This is a genomic window from Polaromonas hydrogenivorans, assembly GCF_040105105.1.
Taxonomy (GTDB): Bacteria; Pseudomonadota; Gammaproteobacteria; order Burkholderiales; family Burkholderiaceae_C; genus Polaromonas; species Polaromonas hydrogenivorans.
In genome coordinates this window covers 18137-40173 of sequence record NZ_CP157677.1, presented here as the reverse complement: position 1 = coordinate 40173, position 22037 = coordinate 18137, and the positions used below count along the sequence as shown (strand labels likewise).

Genomic DNA, 22037 nt, shown 5'->3' with positions numbered 1-22037 from the left:
CATATGACCGCACCCACCCCATCTTGTGTCGGTCCGTACCTGATCCGCGGCGTGATCGGCTCGGGCGCGATGGGCATGGTGTACCTGGCGCACGACCCAGCCATCGACCGTCCGGTGGCGATCAAGACGATCCACCGTCGCCTGCTCGAATCGAGCGACGACGAACCGAACGTGGCAGCGCGCTTTCGTGTAGAAGCCAAGGCGGCAGGGCGACTGACGCACCGCAACATCGTCCAGGTCTACCAGTTCGGCGAAGAAAACGACTGCGCCTATATCGTCATGGAGTACGTCGCCGGGCGAAACCTGCGCGACTATATCCAGGCGCCGCGCAAGCTTGAGGTCGCGCACGTGCTGTGCCTGATGCTGCAACTGCTCGACGGCTTGCATTACGCCCACGAGCGCGGCATCGTGCACCGCGATATCAAGCCGGAGAATCTGCTGATTGCCGATGACGGGCGCCTCAAGATCACCGATTTTGGTATCGCGCGAACCGAATCGTCGAATCTGACCCGCGGCACTTCTGTCATCGGGTCGCCCGGCTACATCGCCCCTGAGCAGTACACCGACCGCGACGTTGACCGGCGCGTCGATGTGTTCTCGGCGGGCGTGCTGCTTTATCAGATGCTGAGCGGGTCGACGCCGTTTTCCGGCACGGACCAGGCGATCATGTACAAGATCGTCTACGAGCCGCACAAGCCGCTGAGCCAGGTAATGAACGACGTCGCGCTTGAGCCGTTCGATGCGGTGCTCGACCGAGCGCTGGCGAAGGATCCGGCGCAGCGCTATTCGAGCGCCCTGGCGATGCGAACGGCGCTGACGGCGCTTGCCACGCAGGCGTTGCCAGACGTGCTCCCGGCCGACATCGTGCTTGCTCCCCGGCACGAAGGCCTTGAGGCGAAACCGGCCGTCGCCCCGGAGCGTGGCTCGTCCGGCTCCTGCGGGCCGGAGTTCCGACCGGCCGCGTCGCCAGGCAGCTCGGCATCGATTTCCCCGACGCCCTCGAAGTCGCTGCCCGGCACCGGCGCGTCATCGGTCCCTGTGCCCACCGGATGGGACACTGCGGCGCTGGCGCAGGTCGAACGCGAACTGGCCGAGCATGTCGGGCCTGTGGCGCGCGTGCTGGTGCGCCGCGCCGCACGCGGGTTGACCTCGCTGGCGGCAGTGCGCCAGGCCGTCGCCGGCTCGATCGTCGATTTTGAAGCGCGCGAGCGCTTTTTGGCCAAGGCCGGCGCGCCCCGCACTAATGCTGCGGTATCGGCAGCGGCCACCCAATCCCAGGCCACTCAGGCCGGCGGCGAAGCGCCTAGCGGCGTGCCGATGCGCCAGGGTGATGTCGACAGGGCCGCCGCCGCACTCCTTTCCTCGCTGGGCCCGATTGCGCGGGTGGTTGCCAAGCGCTGCGCAGCGAATTCGCAGACCCGCGAGCAATTCGTCGCCCGCGTGATCGAACAACTCACGCCGAGCATCGATGCCCGCCGAGTTCAGGCCGACTTGTGGCGTGCCCTCGGCTGAATTCGAAATCGCCATGATCGCGCTGCGTGTCACGCGCCGACCTGGCGCCACCGAACCCGATGCGACGGCGCTTGCGTTGCCGCCCGAGGGCCTCACGATCGGCCGCTCCGTCGATTGCGGCCTGGCGCTGGCTGACCCGCTGCGCATGGTGTCGCGCCAGCATGCACAAGTGATCGCGGTCGGCCAGGCCGCGCGCGTACGCTGCATCAGCAGCAGCGCACCCTTGTGGGTGAACGGCATGCAGCTCGACCCGGGCGGCGAACATGCCCTGTTGGTAGGCGACCGCTTGCGCATCGGCGGGTTCGAGCTCGCCGTCGAGCCCGTGGCGGCGACGGCTGCGCAGCGCTCGCGTCTGGATCGCTGGTTCGATCTGGACGAAGCGCTCGATCCGCTCGCTGCCGAATCGCCGCTGCCGGCCATTGCACCTTCGCCCGAGGCGGCGGCAACCAGCGCGGTGGTGTCCTGGCAGACGAGTCGGCATGTCGTGCGCACCGCCACACCGTTGCCGAGTGCGCCCTTGATGCCACCGGCAACGCCGCCCCTGCAGGCCCCTGTGCCAGTAGTGACATCCCGGCCACCGCCCGCCGCGGCAGCCGGATCGACACCGCCAGCGTCTTTTCCGCCGGCGTCGGCGCCAGCTGGCCGTCCGGCTGCCTCGGGCTTGCACCCGACCCCCGCAGAAATCCCTGCAGCGCAGAGCGTCGCGCGACCTTCGGCAACGCAGGCGCCAGAACTGCTTGAGCTTGCGGCGGCTTTCGCTCGCGGCGCCGGCCTTGGCGCCCCGGTGGCGCTGCTCACGCCGGCCTGGATGGAACACCTCGGCGCGCTGCTGCGGGCGACGGCTGAAGGCACGCTTGCGCTGCTGCAAAGCCGCGCGGTCGCGAAACGCCACATGCGCGCCGAGGGTACGCACATCGCGCCGCGCCAGAACAACCCCCTGAAGTTCTCGCCGGACGCGACCGAAGCGTTGACTCGAATGCTGCAGCGTGACGCGAGCCCCGGCTTCCTCGACCCCGTGGCGGCGTTGCACGACGCGCATCACGACCTGCTGATACACCAAGTGGCGATGGTGGCCGGCATGCGCGCGGCGGTGTTCGAGCTCTTCTCCCGGCTGGGTCCCGAGGCAGCCGAGAACGGGGAGGGGCCGGCGCACGGTATGTCTCGCCTGCCCTTGCTCCGCGCCGCGGCCCTCTGGCAGCGCCACCGAATGCAGCACGCTCAGTTGCTCGAGCACCTGGATGACGACTTCGAGACGATCTTTGGACGGGAATTCCTGCGTGCCTATGAAGCCCAGTCGCACCTCGGCGACGACGCCAACCCCACACCGCCGGAGGCTCCATGGCCGAACGGGCGTTGAGCGTCGCGTTCGCCGCGCTGTCGCAAACCGGCCGGCGCCCGTGCAACGAAGATGCGTTCGGCTATTGGGAAGGCGCCGGCTGCGTGGTGGCCGTCCTGTGCGATGGCGCTGGCGGGCACGGCGGCGGCCAGGCGGCATCGCGCACGGCCGTGACGCATGTGCTTGAAGCCTTCGCGCTCCATCCCGAGGTCAGCTTGAATGCGCTTCAACAGCTTGTCCAGGGGGCGAACGATGCAGTCGCCGCGCAACAGGTTGCCGGCACCCTGACTGCCGACATGCGCACCACCATCGTCGTGCTGCTGCTCGACCTGTACAGCGGAGCGGCGCTGTGGGCCCATGCCGGCGATTCGCGCCTGTACCACTGGCATGACGCCCGATTGCTCGGGCGCACGCGCGATCAAAGCCTCGAACAGCGCTTGCGCGACGCCGGACTGAAGGCGACCGTCACCGCCTCGGGGCAGCTGACTTCGGCGCTCGGCTCGCCCGAAGGCTTCGACTTCGAGGTCCTGCAAACCCCGCAAGTGCTCGCTTCCGGCGATGCGCTGCTGCTGTGCAGCGACGGCCTGTGGTCGGCCTTCGACGATGTTGCGATGGCGCGCAGCGTGGTCGGCTGCAGCGGCGCCCAGGCCTGGCTCGAGCGCCTCGAAGCGGGCGTGCAGCAAGCCGACCGCAGCGACCAGGACAACTATTCGGCGCTCGCGATCTGGTGCGCGGCAGGTTGAATATCGAGCAATTCGAGCAGCAGCGCCGGCTCCGGCGGCCAGGCCGCTGCGCGGGGAGCGAAGTCGTGCGCAGCAGCGAGCGGCCACCAGAGGCTGGCCGGCTGCGACGGCCAGGCCTCGGCGGGTTTGAATTCCTGCTCGGAGCGCGGCGGCAAGGCGGCGATCGCCGCCTCGAGCGCTTCGGGTCCTGCTGCTGCCGCGTCGAGCAGCGACGCGAGCCGTGCGGCGCTTTCGTGCGGCGGCGCTGGCGCGGCAAGGCGCTCGGCCAGTGTCAGCGGAAAAGCGCGTCCGACACGGTCGTGCGAAGGCACGAGGATGCCGCACCAGATCTCGCCAGGCGCCGGCAGCGCCAGATAGCGCCACGGCGCGAAGGCGCCCAGGCGTTCGCGCAGCGCGGCGCCTTCGAGCCTCGTGGCGGCCAGGGCGAGGCCCCGCTGCAGCCAGGCGTCCCAGTCGCTGCGCCAGCGTGTCGGCAGGCCGCGGCCGACGAAGTCTCCGCGCGCGGGCAGCTTGCCGTACCAGGACACGCGACCGGGCGGCGGCTTCACCATCGTGCTTGCGGGCAACGAAAACGCGCCAGCTCCCGGAGGGTCCAGATGTCGGCCTCGGGCGCGCCGGATGCGCTCGCTTCGACGTCGAGGGTGCGTGTGTCGACGACAAAGGTCAGCCGCGCTGGCGCGCCCCGCTCGCCCTTCCAGTCGCCGCGCAACAGCACCCGAAGCCAGGCGAACGGACCTTCATGGACTTCGGCGCCGACCCCGGCGGGGCCGGGCGGCAAGATCCGCATCAGCACTTTCTGCGTCGTAGCCGGTCCCGGCCAGACCAGTTCCTTGGAGCGTGTCGGGCCGTTTTCGAAGCGCAGCAGCTGACCATCGACATCGATGCTGAACTGCAGCAGTTCAGCATCCATGCGCTGCGGCGTGAGGCGCAGCTTGAGCTCGGGCAGCGGTGCGCCCCCGGGGAAGAACAGGGTGCCGATCGCCGCCGCCTGCTCGAATGCACCCGGCATGCTCGCATCGACGGGTGCGCTGCGCGCCTTCCACGGCCGGCTCGAAGTGTCGACGCGTTCGCTCAACTGGTTGCGCCGGAAGTCGTCGAACAGGCCGCCGGGTCCGAACAGGCGCGCGAAATCGGACGGCGCTATGTCGCGCGACGCGGCGGCGCCGAACGGGAAGTGCTCGCGCGTCAACGCGCTGCAGGTCTGCGCGAGCTCGGCCAGCGCGGCGTCGAAACTCGGCCTGGCGCCGCCGCGCGAGCGAATCAATGTCCCCAGGCCGACGTAGACCCTGCGCAGCGCGGCCGGCGCGCGGGCGGCCTCGGCGCGCAAGGTCGCATCTAACTCTGCATTGGCGTTCTCGTCGCGCTTGCCGGCGGCCAGGGCGTGAAGGCGGTCCAGCGCTTGCGGTCCGGCGCCTGCCGCGTAGTCGCCCAGGGCGCCGAAGCGTGTCCGCAGCGCGCCATCGAAGGCGGCCTCGGCCGTGCTGCCCCCCTGCGGGGTCGGGCTGAACTCGTCGGCCAGGCGTGTCAAGAGCCGGCGCAGAGGCGAATCGGGGCCCGTGAGTTCTGTTGCCTGGCGCCAGGCGCCTTCCGCATCGGTGCCGGGCGCCAGCGCAAGGGCATCGAGCTGGCGCGACCAGGCGGCAATCACGCGCTGGGCCTGGCGCGTGCCGACCTGGGTGGCGATCTCGTCGCGCCAGGCGCGGTCCTTGTGCAGCCGCCGCACGTCGCTGCCGGTGTCGCCGAGCACCCAGTCTGCCTCGCTGGCGAGTTCATCGAACGTCGCTTCCAGCGCCGGCACGAGCTTGCGCCGCCAGTCGCCGGCGCTTGAATGCGCCGGCATCGGCCCGGCGCCCGACGCTGCGAACATGAGGGTGCTGGCCGCGCCCAGGCGCGTCGGCAGATCCTGCGGCGGCTCGGGGTCGGAAACGCGTCGCAGCAAGCGCTCGTGCACGCGCTGCGCCAGCGGCAGCGCCGCGAGGGCGCTGCGCGCTGCGCGCACCCCGGCATCGTCGGAGCGCATCGCCTCGGGCAGCCCGCTGCGCTCGAGCAGGGTCTCGACATGGCGCGCCCATTCGGCCCGTTCGCCAGCGCCGCTCGCCTGTACCAGCGCTTGCTCGCCCCAGCGTCGCAACTCGCCGCGCACCAGCCGCGCCGGGCTGGCGAGCATCAATGAAGCGCGCAGCGCCTCGTAACGCGTCGCGCTGTCCTCGGCCTCGCGCAGGTCGCGGCGCAACCGCTTGATGAGCAGCGGCGCCAGGCTGCGATCGAGCATCTCACGGTAGGCCTGCTCCGCCGAGCGCGCCAGCCGCGGCCCCTGGAACAGCCCGAAGCCGAAGCCGGCGGGCGGTTCATTCGGATCGATGCCATCGTTCGCGGCCAGGCGCTCGAGCAGAGAATAGAGCGGCAGCACCTGCTCGAGGCCTGCCGATTCCAGCGCGCCGATGCGCTGAGTCAGCTGCTCGACGCGCGTGCGCACACTGTCCACATAGTCGAGGTTGCGCCGGTAGCTCTGCCACCACAGCGCAGAGGCGGCGAGCAGCGCGGCGCCGGCAAAGCCGGCGCCGACCATGGCGGCTCGCCGACGCAGCCGCAGCCGCTGCAGCCGCTGACCTGCCAGCGGCGCTTCGGCGATCACCAGGCGCTTCAACAGCGCGTGCAGGAAGAACGATTTGCCGCCGGCATCGGGTCGCGCCAGCGGCTTCAGCGCCAAGCCGTGGCTGCGTGCGAGTTCGCCGATCACCCGGTCGATCGGATTGCCCTCCTGGGTGCCGCTCGTCAGCGCGATCGAGCGCAGGCGTTGCGCCGGTTCGGCGGCAATGCCGTCGAAGGCCTTGCGCACGAACTCTTCGAGGGGTGCGAGCAGGGCTTCGAACTGTGCCGCGAAGGCGTAGATCGGCAGGCGGCGCTGCGGCGTGCGTTCATGCTGCAGTGCTTCGGGGCTGCGCCGCGCCAGGCGCTGCGCGAGGTCGGCCAGGCGCGGCCCAAGATCGGCCGGGATGCCGGCCACATCGGCGTCGAACACCAGGCCCCAGAGCTGCTCGCGCTCTGCGGCGTCGAGATCGCCGAAGGTTTCGACAAAGCCGGCGAGCAGGTCGGCCTTGGTCACCAGCAGATAGATCGGAAAGGCGAGATCGAGCTCGCGGCGCAGTTCGTTCAGACGCGCCGCGACCGCAGCCGCCTGGCGCGCGAGTTCTACGCCGCCGTGCAGCAGGTCGGGCACGCTGACGCTGACGATCACGCCATTGATCGGCTGCAATGGCCGGTGCCGGCGCAGCAGCGCAAGGAACTGCTGCCATTCCTGGGCGTCGACCGCGGCGTCACTGTCCTGTGTCGTATAGCGTCCCGCCGTGTCGATGAACACGGCGTCCTGGCTGAACCACCAGTCGCATTGGCGCGTGCCGCCACACCCCGCGAGCGGGTCGCGCCCGAGCCGTTCGGCGAGCGGAAAGCGCAGACCCGAATGCAGCAGCGCCGTGGTCTTGCCGCCCCCGGGCGCGCCGATGATCAGGTACCAGGGCAGCTGCTGCACTTGTCGCCGGGCCTGCCACCAGCGGTGGGTGCCCTGCGCCTCGATGCCCTGGCGCAACATCGCCAGGGCCTGGCGGAAACGCTGGCTGAGTTCAGGGCCGGCATCGCCGGATTCGAGGCTCTTGAGGAGGCGCTCGTTGCGCCGCCGGGCCAGCAGCATGCGCAGCCCGCGCCTGCCCAGCAGCAGCAGCGCGGCCAGCGCCAGCAAGGCAACGCGTGCGCGCATGTCGTCGAAGGGGTGCCAGGTGCCGAAGGCGAGCAGCGGGGCCGCGAACCACAGCAGGGTGCTGGCCGCGCCGAGATTCACGGCGCTTTGCACGAAGCGGGTTGGCGCTTTCATTTCGGAAACAGGACGATCTCGACCCGGCGCAGCGGCTTGCCGGCCGTGGTGTCGACGCGGGCCTCGACCGCGAGCCGCGCATCGCCGAGTTGTGGCCGCAAGACATCGGCGACGCCGCGCGCCCATTCCATCGCCTGATGCCAGGCCGAGGGCGTGCGAGCCGTCGGGGGATCGCTGCCATCGGTGTAGCCGACGACAACTACCTTGCCCGGCAGCTTCGTCAGCGCTGCGCCGAGGCGCGTCAACGGGCCGGTGGCATCGCCCAGCGCGTCAGCACCGATCACGACCACGCTGTGCAGCGCCTCGTCGCGGACTGACAACCGGCCGGCGTCGATGTCGTCACGCAGCTTCGAGGCCAGCCGCGGCGTCGTCGTCGGCGTGGCCGCTACGGGCACCGCCATGGCCGTGCGTGCCGGCACGAGTTGCTGCAACGACGCCAGCACGCCGTCAACGCGCGTCGCAAGCTGCAGCTGGCTGGCACTGTAGACGCCCACGGCAAGCACGCCGAGCAGCAGCACCGCCGGCAACGCGACGCGTGGCACCCGCGGCGGGCTGGCAGCCGCCGCCGCGCAGTGCCAAGGGGCCACCAGCGCCGGAACCGGCGCCACCTGTTGCAGCGCGAGGTGCACACGCGAGCGCAGGGTTTCGTGGTCGCGGTTGTCCAGGCCCATGCGCGCGCGCAGCCCGAGACTCAGGCAGGTGTGGAAGAGTTCGAGCAGCGCGTGGTGCTCGCGCGGCTTTTCGGCCAGCCGCGTCAGCAGGCGCAACAGCTTGTCGCCGCCCTCGGCCTCGCCGTGAAAGCGCTGCAGCAGTCCGGCGCCTCCGGCACCCCAGGGCGCCACGCCGAACTGCTCATCTCCCCAGGCGCACAGCACGTAGCTCGCGGCCGCGACGCCGGCCTCGTCCACGCCTGCCAGGCGAGCACCAGCCTCGAACCGGTTCACCGCTGCCGCCAGACTGCGGCGCAGTGCGGCCGGGTCGGCGGGAGTCGCATCCCGCAAGCGTGCCATCAATGCGACGAGGGGAAGCGCCTGGGTGCGCAGCGCGCGCGCGGCCGACGGTTCGTCGACGGCATCCGGCTCTGCGGTCGCCGGCGGCGCGGCCACGGCGCCGGACGGCGTCACTTCGCCCACCCCACTTGCAACTGACGCGCTTGGACTTCGACCCGTGCGCGCGGTGCCAGCGTGCCAACCGGCAACGGCAGGATGGCACGCCACTGCGAGTGCTCGATTTCCCGAAACGCACCGAACACCGCGACGGCACGCGCGTCGCTGCTGAGCTCAAGGGTCAGCTCCCGCGCCTCGCCAGGACGCAGGTGCAGGCTTTCGCGCACCAGCACGTTCGACCCGAGGGTCGCCTCGTCATCGTCGTAAAGGCTGTCGAAACTCGCCTTCTCAAATCCGCTCGCATCGCGCAGCACATACACCCGCAGCGCCAACGAGGCCGACACGTTGCGCGCGTCGGTGTTCAGGCTGCGCTGCGCCTGCACGAGCAACTGCAGGTTGCGTTTTGGCCCGGCGAGTACCGGTGCCGCACCGGGGTTGAACATGAAATTCACGACCATCGAGGTGTTGACCCACGGGATCTGGCGCTGAGCGGTGTCGCGCAGCACCTTGATGCGTACTGCCTTCATCATTTCCTCGACTTCGATGCCAACGGTACGCAGCTCGGTGACGAGGTGACGCGTGTAAATGCTGTTGCCGCCGACCGGGCCGTCCTCGGCGACTCCGCCCGGGGCTGCGGAAAACGCGATGAGGGCGCCCGGCGCAGTCATCTCGGCCAGGCCGTTGGCCTGGGGCGAAGCCCGCCCGCGCGCCGCGAAGGGGTCATTGCGGCAGGCGTCGATGACGAAGATGCGGGCGCGTGGACGCACCCGGTCAACATGCGCGAGCAGCGCTTCCTGCAGATCAATGGCCTCGTCGCGCACTTCGGCTTCGTCCCGCAGCGCGATGTCGACCGGCAGCAGGTAGTTGCGCCCGCCGATCTGTACGCCGTGGCCGGCGTAGTAGAAGACCGACGCGACCTGGTCGTCGTCCAGTCGGCGGGCGAATTCCCGCAGCACGCGCTTGAAGTCACGGGCATTGAGATTGAGGTACTCGCCCACTTCGAAACCGAGACTGCGCAAGGTCTGCGCGACCAGGCGAGCGTCGTGCTCGGGATTGTTCAGCGGAATTTCGGGGTAGCGCCCGTTGCCGATCACGAGTGCGACGCGGCGTTGCCTGGGGGTTTGGACCTGGGCCTGCGGTTGAGCATGGCATACCCCTCTGCACAACACAGGTACGAGAGCGAGACAGGCGAGCAAGCGACGGCGACTCATGCGGGCAACCCGAGTTCGACAGTTAATGACGCAAGTTTATGATTTTATTGGCTATGCATTCAAAAACGTACCCTACAAGAGGCCAAGCTGTGTAAATTGGCTGGGTTGTTTGACCTTCACTGTCGCGCGGCGGCCGCGACGCGGCCATGGCACAGCCCTGGGTAGTCGCGAGTGTGCGTTCAGGAGCCGCGGAACTGCACGCGGCGGTTCAGGGCGGTGTTCGGATCGGAGGCTTCGATCGGCCGGGCTTTGCCATATGCAACTATCTTCAGGCGTGCGGCGTCGATGCCGTGGTGCTGCACCAGATAGTCACGCACGGCGCGGGCGCGGACTCTGGACAGCTCGAGGTTGTAGGCGTCGCTGCCGACGGCGTCGGTGTGGCCCTCGACCGTGACGGTACTTTCCGGCGCCAGCAGCTTGATGCCTGCGGCGAGTGCGTCGAGCTGGGTCCGTGCGGCCGGAAGGATGTCAGCGGAGCCGAAGGCGAAGCGTACCGGCAGGGACAGCGCCGAGGCGTCGGCGTTCGAGTCATCACGGGCAATGCGAGCAGAGGCCGGGGAACTCGCCGCGGTCTTCGCCAGTGAACCCGCCGCCATCGTGGTGGACTTCGCCGGGACTGCGGGCGTATCGTCGAGCAGGTGAATCGAACGGGTCTTGCCGAGCACGGCCGCCACGTCCTGCGGGTTCACCAGCTGCCCTTCACGATAGACGACGACCTTCTCGGCCTTCACCTGAGGGGTGAGCAGGGCGGCGGCGATGGCGAGGGCCAGGGTGACGAAGTAGCGGGTCATTTCGGGCTCCTTGGGCGTTGGATTCGTCGATGCCCATGGGTTGCGCGAGGCGCCCGGTCGGTTCAATTTTTCTCGATCGACCCGATGCCGCGGATGGAACGTGTCACTGCCGGGTTGCCGTGATAGTGCACGGGGCCGGCACCGCCAATGCGCACCGCCAGCGTGTTGTTGGCGCTACGGCACTTCCTTGGGCGCCCGCCCGAGCCTAGCGGTAGTTTGTTAAAGCCGAAGGTAGAGGTTAATCCCGTGGCCGGCGTTCAGGGCGCCAAGCAGCGCGGCGAGTCCGGCTGGCGGGGCCGTGCCGGCAAAGGCGGCCCAGCAGCGCGCAAGCCAGTACGCCGGGGTCAGCCAGGCGCGCACCGCGCGCAGCAGGCGTGGCCAGCACGGCCGCGCCTTGAGGCAGCTGGTTTTTTTTCCGCGCCTCGGCTGGCATTGATGGCTCACTCGCTCGGGTTTGCAAGGCGTCAATCCACCAGCAAAAGGCAAACGCACAGCACACGAGCGTCCAGTGGCGGCGGATCGCCCGGTCGCTTCTGACCATGAAATCGGCCCAGCCGAGCTCGTCCTTCATTTGTTTGTAGCTTTGCTCGACCCAGTTGCGCAGTCCGTACAGCCGCACGACCTCGCCTAGCGGCGCGGGCAGGTTGGTGGTGAGGTACCAGGTGGACAGGGCCGGCAGCGCGCGCCGATCGGTCGTGGCGCACACTGCGCGCACCGGCCTGTCAGGGCCATAGCCGAACAGCGTGAGCTCGGCCGCCCACCAGCGCTCGGGGTGGCCATCGCTAAAGCGGCGAACTACTTTTTTCCAGGCGCACAACGGCAGCGAGCGCGCCGCATCCTTGAACGAATGGTCCGCCTGCACTGGCGCCCAGCCACGCCCGAGCGCGCCGCGGCGCGCCAGCACATGCGGCAGGCGGCGCTCGAGCAGCGCCGCTTCGAGGGCATTGTTGTCCCCGTAAAAACAGTCCGATACGATGGCGCTGAACAGGATGCCCGCAGCCTGCGCCTGCTCGACCAGGGCCAGCGCGATTTGCGGTTTTGTGCGAAACGCCGGATCCTGCTTTCCCCCTGCTAGCCGCCTCTCGGGCGTGTAGGGCACCACATGCAGCGGGTAGTAATGTGCCTCGTCGGCCCACAGCGTGGTCACGGCCACGATACCGTTGTCAATCTTGCCGACCGAGCCCAGATACTGGCGCGCCACATGGTCGGTGGCGCTACCCTCCTTGCGGTCTCCGGTGTCATCGATCACCAGCACACCGTTGGCCGACGGGGCAGTGGCCGGCTCGGCGGCCAGCAGCGCCAGGCGCCGCGCATTGATCGCTTCGGCGTCCCAGGCGGCCTCGGACAGGAAAAACTGCAGCCGCTGCACCTCGGCCGCCTGGGCCTGAACCAGCGGCTCGGCGCCGACCAGCGCGGTCAGTGTTTTGGACCGGTCGCGCGGGAGCAGCAATCCGGACAAATACGCATCGAAAGCCATGGCGCTGGGCCGGCGTCTGGAGCAAAGGGTCGAACTGCACCGCAAACGCTTGCCAGGGATCCTGGGGCAGGAGGACGTGAAAGACGAGCAGACATGATGTGAACCCTCCTGCCAGTTAGACAGACAGGGACCTATATGGTTCAACAAACTACCGCTAGAGCGCATTCGCTTTGACCGGCAAACGAATTTTTAGTATCAAATAGGCCTCTTGCGCATGGCGGACGTGCGAAGGCAGCTATAAAGTTAGTAGCATAACTATCAGGTGCCCAGAGCGCCGTGATTGCCAGTCAGGGGGATTTTTCTCTATATTTCGGCTCAGGAGGTTCTTCCTGCGGCGCTCATCAACGTCAAGGACTTGCCGCAAAACGTCGATCTCTCAGGGGCGAAGACCCGCAGCGGCCGGATCGTCGACTAGCGCGCAATCCTCTTGACTGGCAATCAGGACGCTCAAGATTTTTGCTACTGAATTTATAGCTTATTTCGCATACTAGAGCGGATTTCAAGATAACTGAAGGCAACGAATTTTTTGAAAGACAAGAAGTCCAAGAAGGATGTCAGCAAAGCAATGGTGCAATCATGGCTGCTCCCTATTCTCTGGATTTACGCCGTAAAGTCGTGCAGGCGTTGCGAACGCCCGGGTCAATCGCAACGCGCGGTGGCCGAATTCTTTGGCGTGAGCCTGTCGTTTGTCGAAGGACTGCTGCGCCGGGTGCGCCGCAGCGGTGAACTGGCCCCGCCGCGCCAGCGTCCAGGGCCTCACGCCAGGATTGACCCGACGGGGTGCCAGCGGCTGGCGCACTGGCTCCAAGAGCAGCCCGACCTGACGCTGGTCGAACTGGCCGAGCATCTCCAGACCGATGGCCGCCCGGCGGTGAGCACGCCTACCCTGTGCCGGGCGCTGCAGCGCCTGGGGCTGCGGCGAAAAAAAAGACCGTACACGCCTCAGAGCGCGACACAGCGCAGGTACGTCAGGCTCGCCGCCAGTACTGGCAGGGCATTGCCCGGCATGCCCCCGCGCGGCTGAAGTTTGTGGACGAATCGGGCGTGAACATCGCGATGACGCGCCGCTACGGGCGTGCCCGGCGCGGCCAGCGCGTGCATGACGCGGTGCCGAAAAACTGGGGCCGCAATGTAACGGTGCTGGGCTCGCTGTCGTGCCAAGGGCTCGAAGCCGTGATGACGATCGAGGGCGCCACCGATGGGGCCGTGTTTTTTGCGTATGTCAGCCAAGTGCTGGCGCCCACGCTCAAGCCGGGCGATGTGGTGGTGATGGACAACTTGGGCGCGCACAAGGTGGACGGCATCCGCAGCGCCATCGAAGCCAGGGGCGCTGCCTTGATGTATTTGCCACCCTATTCGCCCGACTACTCACCCATCGAGCCGTGCTGGTCCAAACTCAAGACATACCTGCGCGCCATCAAGGCCCGTACCCTGGAAGCGCTGGATCAAGCACTTGCGCATGTCATCGACACGGTGACCGCCTCCGACGCAAAAGAATGGTTCAAGCATTGCGGGTATGCCTTTCACTAACTTGAAATCCGCTCTAGGCATGCGCAAGCGGCCTATTTGATACTAAAAATTCGTTTGCTGGTTAAAACGAATGTGCTCTATCCGCCCGGGTTCGGCCGCGACAGGCCGACGGACAAGCGGACTACTTGACTGAACCAGGAAGCTGGCTTCGGCCAGCTTGTCGGCGCCACCGCGCGCAAAAGCGCTTCGCACCTGGTCGAGCGAGGTGACCGGAAGCCTCGCGAAGTCGGTGCCGACCACCTCTGACGGCAGCTGGTCCATGAGGTCGCGCTCGCTCGCGAAGCAGGCAATCGTCTCCGTCACGTTGCGCGTGTTCGCCAGAATCTCGAAGCGCATCGGGCCCGGGATCTCCAGCGGCGCGGCCGCCATCACCAGGGCGCTCTTACGGAAGCGGTTCGGATAGAAGCGCATGATGCGCTTTGTCTCGTCCTGCAGATAGCAGTAAACGTGCGCATCGTGGCTCGCGATGACCTGCAGCCGAATGCGCTCGCCAGGCTTGAAGTGGCCGTCGGAGCCCAGAGGAACGATGGCCAAGGTGCGTGGCACCACGGTTTCGTCCTGCGCTGGCGGCTGTGTCGGCTGCACGACCGCAGAGGCGGCCGGTTCTGGCGTGGCCGCTACCGGCGCGACCGCCACGCGTTCGACCGGGGCTGCCGCCTGCGGGGCGACGGGTTGCGGCGGCAGGGCAGGGAGCGCCGCGCGTGGCAGCGTGCGCGGCATCAGGATGACCGCGCCGGCCACCAGTGCGCAAAGCGCCAACGCGATCATGGCGGCACGGCGGTTGAGCTGCGGCAGCTTGCGCCGCGCAGCCGCCGCAGGCAGGGGCCGCACCGCGGTGGCCGCGGCAGCGAAGTCCTTCGCTGTCGGGCGTTCCGCCGCGCCTTGCGGCTGTCCTTGCCCGTGGCCCAGCGCGGGATTCAGGGCCGTTCTCGACATCGTTGGCGCGCGCGACGGCCGTGGCATCGCCGCCGTCGCGTCGGCTTCGGCGCTGGCGCTGGCGCTGGCATCGAGCGCACGCGAAAACTCGCCCACGCTCTGGAAGCGGGCGGACGGGTCCTTTTGCAGCGCCCGCATCACCGCGGCCTCCACCTCGGGCGGCACGTCGGCAGCGAGCGCGCTTAGCGGCGGCGGTGCTTGTTCCAGCTGGGCCTTCATCAACGCGATGTCGCTGTCGGCGTCGAACGGCGCCCGGCCGGCCAGCAACGTGTACAGCACGATGCCCAGCGAATAGATGTCGGAACGGACATCGGCCTCGGCGCCGCGGATCTGCTCGGGCGCCATCGCCTTGGCCGTGCCCGCGACCTGCCCGTGGCGCGTGAGGTGCTCCTGGCTGTCGAGCGCGCGGGCGATGCCGAAGTCCATGACCTTCACCGCGCCGCTGTCGGCCACCATGATGTTGGCCGGCTTGATGTCCCGGTGCACGATGCCGTTGCGGTGCGCATGCTCGATGCCGTCGAGCGCCCGCCGAAAAATGCTTAGCGCCCGCCCGACCGGCACCGGACCGCCGGAGCGGACGAACTCGTCCAGCGAGATCCCGGCCACGTATTCCATGACCATGAATTGATGGTCGCCTTCGTGCACAAAGGCATGGACGGTGGCGACGTTGGGGTGGCTGAGCTGCGCGTGGAGCTGCGCCTCGCGGCTGAAGCGCTCGACGAAGAGCGGGTCGGACGCAAACTCGGGGTGCAGCACCTTGATCGCGACCTCGCGCTTGAGCATCACGTCGACGCCCTTGAACACCTCTCCGACGCCGCCCGCTCCGAGCCGCTTGCCGATGAGGTAGGCGCCAACGCGGCGGCCAACCAGCGAGCGCGGTGCGGCGGGCTGGGCCGGTGCGACTTGCGCATCGGCGCTGCCCGATTCGCTGCCTTGCCCGTCGGGTTGCCTTTCGCAACTCCGGGCATTGCCCGCCTGAAACCGCGTCGTCCAGTTCGTCAGATTCATCATCATCACTCCTGCAGGCAAGAAAGATCCTGCCGAATCCATGGTCTTGTTCGCTACAGGCCATGAGTTGCCGCGTTCGGCAAGGCGGTTCACATTCTCTCGCAAACCGACGCGTTTCTTTCCGAAGCGGTTGGAACGATGGATGAGGGAGTGACTTCGCACGGCTGTTTAAAGCGCCTTGACAGCGCCTGGCGTTCTGCATAGAGTTACCGCTGGCCCCGAGAGTCGACTCTCGCCCTTCGCCCCACTAAGGCACATAGTGACGGCGACGAAAAAGGCATGAACCGTTCTGGCACCGGCCGCAACTCAGAGTGGCGACAAGCTCCGGCGATGTGAAGCTACGAATCCCGCGTCAGGAGCTCCCGTCGGCAAGTCCAACTATTGAGCAGAGGGCGCAATGAACCAGATGATTCTTCTCTCAGGCCTGTGTGCGGCCCTGCTGTGCGGTTGCGCGGATGTCCACGTTTCCGAATACAAGCGCCCGGAGGCCCCCGCGAAGTCCTCCTGGTCCCGGCCTTCGGAGTCCGCCGTGTCCGCTTCCGACACGATTTCAATGCAGTGGTGGACCGAGTTCCGGGACCCCTATCTGGACTCGCTCGTGGCCAAGGCGATTGCGGCTAACTTCGACTTGAAGATCCTGGCAGCCCGTATCGACGTGGCCAGCCTGCAGATCGCCGAGGCCCGCGCGGGCGGGCAGCCGACGGTGGACATCGGCGCGGGCGCCAGCCTGGAGAAAAGCACCGGGCAGCGCTTGAGCAAGCAGTTCAGCCTGGGTGCCCAGGTGAACTGGGACATCGACGTTTGGGGCAAGGTCAGCAAGGGCGTCCAGGCGCAGACCGCCGAGTTCAAGGCGACCGAGGCGGACTGGCGCGCCGGCTACCTGACGCTGGTGTCCAGCGTCTCGATCACGTACTTCCAGATCCTTCAACTTGACGAGCAGATCGACCACCAGCAACGCGCGCTGGCCAAGAACCAGCAGATCCTGGGCATCTTCGAGACGATGCGCAACAACGGCCTCGTGCCCGCCACGCAGGTGCTGCGCCAACGTGCAGAAACCGCCCGGCTGACCAAGGAATTGCTGGAGCTGGTGCGCTTTCGCAACGTGTCCGAGAACGCGCTGGCCACCCTGCTCGGCCTGCCGGCCGGAGAGCTCAAGGTGCCTGTGGGCCGCCTCCAGGACCGGGTGCAGGTTCCCGGGGTGCCCACTGGCTTGCCTTCGCAGTTGCTGGCGCGCCGGCCCGACGTTATCGCGGCCGAGTTCCGCGTGCTCGTGGCCCATGACCTGATGGGGCAGGCGAAGCTCGCACAACTGCCTTCGATCAGCCTGTCCGGCCGCGGCGGCTCGGCCAGCTTCGCGCTCGGCGATTTGCTCAAGTCCTTCACGTTCGGGCTCGCGCCGAGCATCAACATTCCCGCACTGAATCCCGCCATCAAGGCGCGCGCCAAGACCAGCGAGGCCCAGGTGCAGGTCGCCGAGCAGGAATACCGCCGCACCGTGGTCGCCGCGTTCGAGGATGCCGAGAACGCGCTCGTGAACCTCGACGCCCACCGGCAGCAAAAAGAGCAGCTGCAGTTGCAGGTCAATGAGCTGCGGCAGGTCGCTGCCGGGAGCACGGTGCAGCTTGCGGCCGGCCTCATTTCGCAGCTCGAGGTGTTCGAGAACGAGCGGTCGCTGCTTGCGGCCCAGCTAGCGCTGCTCGCGAGCCACCAGCAGGTCCTCGCCGACACGGTCACGCTCTACAAGGCGCTCGGGGGTGGCTGGGCCGCCGTGGAGGTCGCAAATGCCAGCGACTGAGTGTGCGCTGCGGGGCGAGGCGCCCCTGAACGCATCGCAGGTGGCGGCGGGGAATGACCTCGACATTGTGCTCAAGCCGCTGTCCCGGCCCGAGCTGGGGGAGATCCGCGTCGACGGCATGCTCGCCGTGGGCCGCGCCGAGCAGCCTTTCGCGACCTACCAAGACGACATCGTCGTGATGCTGTCGCGCCGGCACGCCCGGATCTTCTGCGAGGCAGGCAGCGTCTATGTGGTCGATCTGGAGAGCAGCAACGGCACGACGGTCAACCGCATCGTCCTTGAGCAGACGCCGCAGCAACTGCACGACGGCGACGAGATCGGCTTCGGCGGCGTGCTGTCGTACCGCGTGCAGATCGCGCCGCGCGCCCAGAAGACCCGGCCGGCGGGAAGCCTCACGCTCACGCTGACGCCCGAGTCCGTCCACTCGGGCCTGGACACCATTGTCATCACGCGCTTTCCGTTCCTGGTGAGCAAGGCCGATGCCCTGTTCTCCGGTCACCAGGAGGCACATGCCCGGCAGGTGAGCTACCTGTCGCGCCGGCAGGCGCACATCTTCCAAAAAGGAAGCGACGTCTGCATCGAAGACCTTGCCAGCACCAACGGCACCTTCGTTGACGGCCTGCGCTTGCAGGAGCACGCGGTGCCGCTGCAAGACGGTGTGCTGGTTGCCTTCGGCGGCGACCACTTCACCTATCGCGTGGGCATCACGAGAGAGCCCTGCACCGAGCCGGCGCCAGCAGCCACGCGCACCATGCCAAACAACCCACCGCAGGCCAGCGAGCCCGCCGCGCGGCAACCCGGGGCGTCGGAGAAAACGACCTTCATCGTCGCCCCCACCTCGTTCCTCGACATCTTTTGCGTTGACCAGGCGTCGAGCGACACCGAGTCTCCAAGTGGCGCGATCGTGCCCGTCGCCGCTGCCACGGCCGACAACGAGCACGCCGCCAAGCGCCGGCCGCGCGGCCGGGTGCTGCTGCTGTTGTCTGAACTCTCGACGCTCGTCACCAACGATGAGCCCGCAGATTCGCGCCGGGGTGCGTGGAAGGCTGCCGCGCTGGTGGCCGTGCTGGGCGCCATCGCGCTGACGGCCATGCTCTGGGGCGCCGACGAGCGCCAGCTGAAGAATGTGGTGGAGCGCGGCGACTACGCGCAGGCCTCGGTGCTGGTGAACCGGCTGCTCGAACAGCGTCCCGGCGACGTCGACTTGAAGGCGCTGGCCACCGAAGCCGCGTTGAAGGCCAACGTGCCGCCCTGGCTGGCGAAACTGCAGATGCGCGACTTCGACGGCGCCCAGGCCGCCCTCGGCGCCCTGTCCGAACTCGGCGTTCGCAACCCCGACCTGCACCCCATCGTGGCCGAGCTGGCGTGGCTGGGCAACTTCGAACGCCTGGTCAGCACCCGCGGCGGGCCCGAAGCACCCATCCGCATCTACGCCGACGAAGACGGCATCGAGACGCTGTTGGCGCACTGGAACGACAACACGAGCGAGCACCAGCGCACCCTGGCCCGAGTCGCGGCGCACGTGCCGCAGTTCAGCGGCCCGTACGGCGAGATGCTCACCCATCTGCGCAAGCTGCAAAGCGAGGCCATGGTGTATCTGGCAGCGATCGACAGGCTGAAGGCCGCCATTGCCACCGAGTTGGGCCGCGACAACCCCGAGGCGCTCGTGCCCGTTCTGCAAGAAACCGCCGAGAAGTACCCCCACCTCGGCGGGCTCGACGGCGTGCGCGGCGATCTGGCGCGGTACATCGAGATCCGGCGCGAAGCGCGTGGTCGCCCATCCGGCCAGTCCGGCCGCTTGTTTGCGCTGCAACTGAAGGCGCGCTTCACGACGCCGCCGTTTCAGCAGAGCTATCGCACACTGGCAACCAGCGGGCAGCTTGCGCCAGCCGACCTGGTACGGCAGTACGAAGCCGCCACGCAGGCCTGGAAAGACGGCCAGGCCAGTCAGGCGCTGGCTGGCCTGCAGAAGATGGCAGTGGGTCCGTGGGCCGAGGCTGCCGCGAAGGCGCTGGAGCGCAAGCAGACTGTCATGGCGCGCTTTGGGTCACTGCAGCAGGCGCGTGCCAGCAGTACCACCAGCGGCTACGTGGAACAATTGCTGGCGTTCCGCGAATCGCTCGATGCCGACGAAGACGTCTACTTCGCGCGCGCCACCCAGGCGGACCTGGAGCAGCACAAGGACCAGGTGATGGCCCGCGCGCAGGACAACCTGAACCGCGCGCGCACGCTGTGGCAGGAGTATCGGAACACCGGCCCCATCGAAGCCTCGCAACGGATCGAAACGACGATCTCGAGCTTGTTCCGAACACGCGCCCGCCTGCTGTCCGAAGCCAGCCGGTACGCGAACCAGAGCACGCAGGTCTACGCGCAAGTGGACGCGGCCGGGGCCGAGCGGTGGACCGCGATCCGCGACGAGATCAAGGCCGAAGCTAAGGCGCAGCGCAGCGCGCTGCAAGACCTGCGCAACGTACTTGAGCCGGAGCTGTTGAAATCCAAGCTGGCACTGCTGGGAGACGCGAGCCCATGACTGCCGCCAACCGCCTCATTCCGCTGGCCGATGCGCTCAGCGACCACAGCACCGAGGGCATCGCGATCCTGACCGCGGAGCCCTGGCGTGTGCTGCACGCCGTGATCTACACGATGATCGCGCTGGTGCTGGCAGCGCTGGCTTGGTCGTTCATCGGGCGGGCCGACGTGATCGTCACGGCACAAGGCACGCTGGTGCCCGCTTCCGAAGTCAGGCGCTTTTACGCGCCGGTCGACGGCGAGTTGGTCAACCTCTACGCCGCCGAGGGTCAGCCGGTGTCCAAGGGCGACGTGCTGGCCCGGCTCAACGCCCGGGGCGCCATCGAGGCTGCGGCCAGCGCCGAGCAGGCCCAGTTGAAGCTGGACAACGCGGAGCGGGAATGGCGGCAGTTCCCGGAGAAGAAGGCGCTGCTGGAGCGCAAGGCGGCAACCTTGCGGCAGGCGATGGAGCTTGAAGAGCAGCAACACCAGAAGCGAATCGCGCTCGGCACCAGCCGGCTGTCGGATGCGCAGCGGGCGCAGGCCAGCGAGGCGCGCACCAACGTCGAAGACGCTCGCAGCGCGCGCGATGCAGCCAAGGCCGAGGCGGACAAGTTCGAGCGCGTGTTTGCAGTACCCGGCGGCGGCGGGGTGTCGCAACTGCAGGTCGAAAGCAAGCGCAACGCACTGCTCGCGGCCGAGAATGCCTACCGGGTGGCGCAATCCCGGGTCGGTGAACTGAGCGCCCGGCAGAGCCAGGACCTTTCGCAGGCCCAGGCCGTGATCGAGACCAGCGGCGAACAACTCAAGAAGCTTCGGCTGGAGTACGAGGCCGCCGCAAGCGAACTCGCCAGTGCCGAAGAGAAGCTGCGGCTGCAGTTGCAGGCCGCGCGCGCGCAGGCCGACGCCGCGACCCGCATTCGCTTCGACAACATCGACAAGGACAACTTCCTGCAGATCGTGGCGCCGGTGTCCGGCGTCATCACCGACCTCACGTCCACGCAGCCCGGCGACAAGATCCAGGCCAACATGCCGCTGGGCGGCATTGCGCCGAGCAACTCACGCTCGGTGGTGAAGGTCGAGGTTGCCGAGCACGACCGCGCCTTCCTGCGCGAAGGCCTGCCGGTCAGGCTCAAGTTCAGCGCCTTTCCGTACCAACGCTACGGGGTCATCAACGGCACGCTGGAATCCATCTCTCCAACCACCAAGCCATCGCAGCAGACCAAGCAGCCGGTGTACGAAGCACGCGCGTCGCTAGAGCGCGATCACTATCTCGTGGCAGACATCAAGTACCCGATTCGCTACGGCATGACGGCGACGGTCGAAGTCGTGGTGCGCGCGCGCCGCCTGATCGACATTGCGCTGGACCCGTTCCGACAGATCGGCGGCTGAGGCCAGCGACCCGTCTTTTTGATTGTTCGATTGCAAAGGAGCCAACCCTATGACCCCCATCGTGAAGATCGACGGCCACCCCATTGATGTGGACGAGTTCCTGCGAAACCTGAAGCTGAGCGGCAAGTTCGACGGGCTCGTCGAGCAACTCGTGACGGACCGGCTCACGGTGCTTGCCGCCAAGAAGCAAGGCATCCAAGTGTCCGAGCCCGAAGTCCAGGAGCGCGCCGACCAGTTTCGTCGCGTGCGCGGCTTGCACCGCGCGTCGGATACCAACAAACACCTCGACGCCCTGCGGGTCAGCCTGGACGAGTTCGAGGCCTTCATCGCCGACAGCCTGTACCAGGAAAAGATGATGCAGCAGGTCTGCAGCGACACGGCGGTGCAGGGCTACTTCAAGTTGAACTCGCCCCGCTTCGACGCCATCGAGGTGAGCCTCATCGTGCTGGACGCCGAAGGCAAGGCCAAGGAGATGATGGCGGTGCTGCACGACGACCCGGACAGCTTTGTCGAGATGGCGCGCGAGCACTCGATCGCCGACAGCCGCGAGCATGGAGGCTCGCTCGGCAAGGTGGCGCGCGGGTCACTGCACAGCGATGTCGAGGCCAAGCTGTTCAATGCCGCCGTCGGAGACCTGCTCGGGCCGTTTGCGTCGGCGGACCGCTCGGCATTCGAGATCTTCCGGCTGAACGCGAAGCATCCGGCGCAACTCGACGACGCTACGGCAACCGAGGTGCGGCGCCTGCTGCGCCAGGCCTGGTTGCAAGCGCAGGCGCAGGAGCACCGCGTTGAAGCGGGCTAGCGCGTAGTCACCCTGACTGGTC

General features: G+C 67.7%; 14 protein-coding genes and 1 pseudogene. 8 read left to right on the top strand and 7 right to left on the bottom strand.

Going from position 1 to position 22037, the window contains the following annotated elements; genetic code table 11:
• Window positions 1–3: 3 nt before the first annotated feature.
• From ABLV49_RS22840 to ABLV49_RS22830, 3 genes are read left to right on the top strand one after another with little or no spacing between them, the layout of a single operon-like run.
• A complete protein-coding gene (locus tag ABLV49_RS22840; RefSeq protein WP_349282660.1) occupies window positions 4–1512 on the top strand; it encodes a serine/threonine-protein kinase in 1509 nt (502 codons plus the stop codon).
• The gene (tagH, locus tag ABLV49_RS22835; RefSeq protein ID WP_349282658.1) at window positions 1469–2869 is read left to right on the top strand and encodes a type VI secretion system-associated FHA domain protein TagH; all 1401 of its coding nucleotides are present in this window, start codon (window positions 1469–1471) and stop codon (window positions 2867–2869) included. Before ABLV49_RS22840 ends, tagH begins: the two co-directional genes overlap by 44 nt.
• The gene (locus tag ABLV49_RS22830; protein ID WP_349282656.1) at window positions 2851–3591 is read left to right on the top strand and encodes a PP2C family protein-serine/threonine phosphatase; all 741 of its coding nucleotides are present in this window, start codon (window positions 2851–2853) and stop codon (window positions 3589–3591) included. Before tagH ends, ABLV49_RS22830 begins: the two co-directional genes overlap by 19 nt.
• Here the strand turns inward: ABLV49_RS22830 and tagF are convergent.
• The 6 genes and pseudogenes from tagF to ABLV49_RS22800 form a co-directional block, all read right to left on the bottom strand.
• A complete protein-coding gene (gene tagF / locus ABLV49_RS22825) occupies window positions 3555–4142 on the bottom strand; it encodes a type VI secretion system-associated protein TagF (protein ID WP_349282655.1) in 588 nt (195 codons plus the stop codon). The two genes, ABLV49_RS22830 and tagF, sit on opposite strands and share 37 nt — an antisense overlap.
• A complete protein-coding gene (tssM, locus tag ABLV49_RS22820) occupies window positions 4136–7459 on the bottom strand; it encodes a type VI secretion system membrane subunit TssM (RefSeq protein WP_349282654.1) in 3324 nt (1107 codons plus the stop codon). The genes tagF and tssM overlap by 7 nt, the downstream gene beginning before the upstream one ends.
• Entirely contained in the window at window positions 7456–8592 is a 1137-nt protein-coding gene (locus ABLV49_RS22815) for a DotU/TssL family secretion system protein (RefSeq protein ID WP_349282652.1), read from the bottom strand. Before ABLV49_RS22815 ends, tssM begins: the two co-directional genes overlap by 4 nt.
• Window positions 8580–9776 (bottom strand): type VI secretion system lipoprotein TssJ, encoded by a 1197-nt coding sequence (tssJ, locus tag ABLV49_RS22810; protein WP_349282651.1) that lies wholly within the window; start codon window positions 9774–9776, stop codon window positions 8580–8582. The genes ABLV49_RS22815 and tssJ overlap by 13 nt, the downstream gene beginning before the upstream one ends.
• Before the next feature lie 179 nt (window positions 9777–9955).
• Window positions 9956–10567, bottom strand: a complete 612-nt coding sequence (locus tag ABLV49_RS22805; RefSeq protein WP_349282649.1) for an OmpA family protein — start codon at window positions 10565–10567, stop codon at window positions 9956–9958.
• A gap of 238 nt (window positions 10568–10805) precedes the next feature.
• Window positions 10806–12139, bottom strand: a pseudogene (locus ABLV49_RS22800) (IS701 family transposase).
• A 685-nt stretch (window positions 12140–12824) separates the two neighbouring features.
• On the opposite strand from ABLV49_RS22800, the gene ABLV49_RS22795 reads away from it, so the two are divergent.
• Window positions 12825–13574: an IS630 family transposase gene (locus ABLV49_RS22795; protein WP_349282646.1), complete on the top strand. Its 750-nt coding sequence runs from the start codon at window positions 12825–12827 to the stop codon at window positions 13572–13574.
• 42 nt (window positions 13575–13616) lie between these two features.
• Here the strand turns inward: ABLV49_RS22795 and ABLV49_RS22790 are convergent, their stop codons facing one another.
• A complete protein-coding gene (locus ABLV49_RS22790; RefSeq protein WP_349282644.1) occupies window positions 13617–15518 on the bottom strand; it encodes a serine/threonine-protein kinase in 1902 nt (633 codons plus the stop codon).
• 397 nt (window positions 15519–15915) lie between these two features.
• Between ABLV49_RS22790 and ABLV49_RS22785 the strand changes: the two genes are divergently transcribed.
• The 4 genes from ABLV49_RS22785 to ABLV49_RS22770 are packed head-to-tail and all read left to right on the top strand — an operon-like array spanning window position 15916 to window position 22015.
• Complete coding sequence (locus ABLV49_RS22785) at window positions 15916–17313, top strand: efflux transporter outer membrane subunit (protein WP_349282643.1); 1398 nt, start codon at window positions 15916–15918, stop codon at window positions 17311–17313.
• Window positions 17300–19843 carry an FHA domain-containing protein gene (locus ABLV49_RS22780; protein ID WP_349282641.1) on the top strand — a complete coding sequence of 848 codons (2544 nt, stop codon included), beginning with the start codon at window positions 17300–17302 and terminating at the stop codon, window positions 19841–19843. Before ABLV49_RS22785 ends, ABLV49_RS22780 begins: the two co-directional genes overlap by 14 nt.
• The gene (locus ABLV49_RS22775; protein ID WP_349282639.1) at window positions 19840–21213 is read left to right on the top strand and encodes an HlyD family efflux transporter periplasmic adaptor subunit; all 1374 of its coding nucleotides are present in this window, start codon (window positions 19840–19842) and stop codon (window positions 21211–21213) included. The genes ABLV49_RS22780 and ABLV49_RS22775 overlap by 4 nt, the downstream gene beginning before the upstream one ends.
• A gap of 49 nt (window positions 21214–21262) precedes the next feature.
• Window positions 21263–22015: a peptidylprolyl isomerase gene (locus ABLV49_RS22770; RefSeq protein WP_349282758.1), complete on the top strand. Its 753-nt coding sequence runs from the start codon at window positions 21263–21265 to the stop codon at window positions 22013–22015.
• The last annotated feature ends 22 nt before the right edge of the window (window positions 22016–22037 follow it).

Coding starts and splice junctions, on each gene's coding strand:
- ABLV49_RS22840 (WP_349282660.1), top strand. CDS start 4: ATGACCGCACCCACCCCATCTTGTGTCGGTCCGTACCTGATCCGCGGC.
- tagH (WP_349282658.1), top strand. CDS start 1,469: ATGCCCGCCGAGTTCAGGCCGACTTGTGGCGTGCCCTCGGCTGAATTC.
- ABLV49_RS22830 (WP_349282656.1), top strand. CDS start 2,851: ATGGCCGAACGGGCGTTGAGCGTCGCGTTCGCCGCGCTGTCGCAAACC.
- tagF (WP_349282655.1), bottom strand. CDS start 4,142: ATGGTGAAGCCGCCGCCCGGTCGCGTGTCCTGGTACGGCAAGCTGCCC.
- tssM (WP_349282654.1), bottom strand. CDS start 7,459: ATGAAAGCGCCAACCCGCTTCGTGCAAAGCGCCGTGAATCTCGGCGCG.
- tssJ (WP_349282651.1), bottom strand. CDS start 9,776: ATGAGTCGCCGTCGCTTGCTCGCCTGTCTCGCTCTCGTACCTGTGTTG.
- ABLV49_RS22805 (WP_349282649.1), bottom strand. CDS start 10,567: ATGACCCGCTACTTCGTCACCCTGGCCCTCGCCATCGCCGCCGCCCTG.
- ABLV49_RS22790 (WP_349282644.1), bottom strand. CDS start 15,518: ATGAATCTGACGAACTGGACGACGCGGTTTCAGGCGGGCAATGCCCGG.
- ABLV49_RS22785 (WP_349282643.1), top strand. CDS start 15,916: ATGAACCAGATGATTCTTCTCTCAGGCCTGTGTGCGGCCCTGCTGTGC.
- ABLV49_RS22780 (WP_349282641.1), top strand. CDS start 17,300: ATGCCAGCGACTGAGTGTGCGCTGCGGGGCGAGGCGCCCCTGAACGCA.
- ABLV49_RS22775 (WP_349282639.1), top strand. CDS start 19,840: ATGACTGCCGCCAACCGCCTCATTCCGCTGGCCGATGCGCTCAGCGAC.
- ABLV49_RS22770 (WP_349282758.1), top strand. CDS start 21,263: ATGACCCCCATCGTGAAGATCGACGGCCACCCCATTGATGTGGACGAG.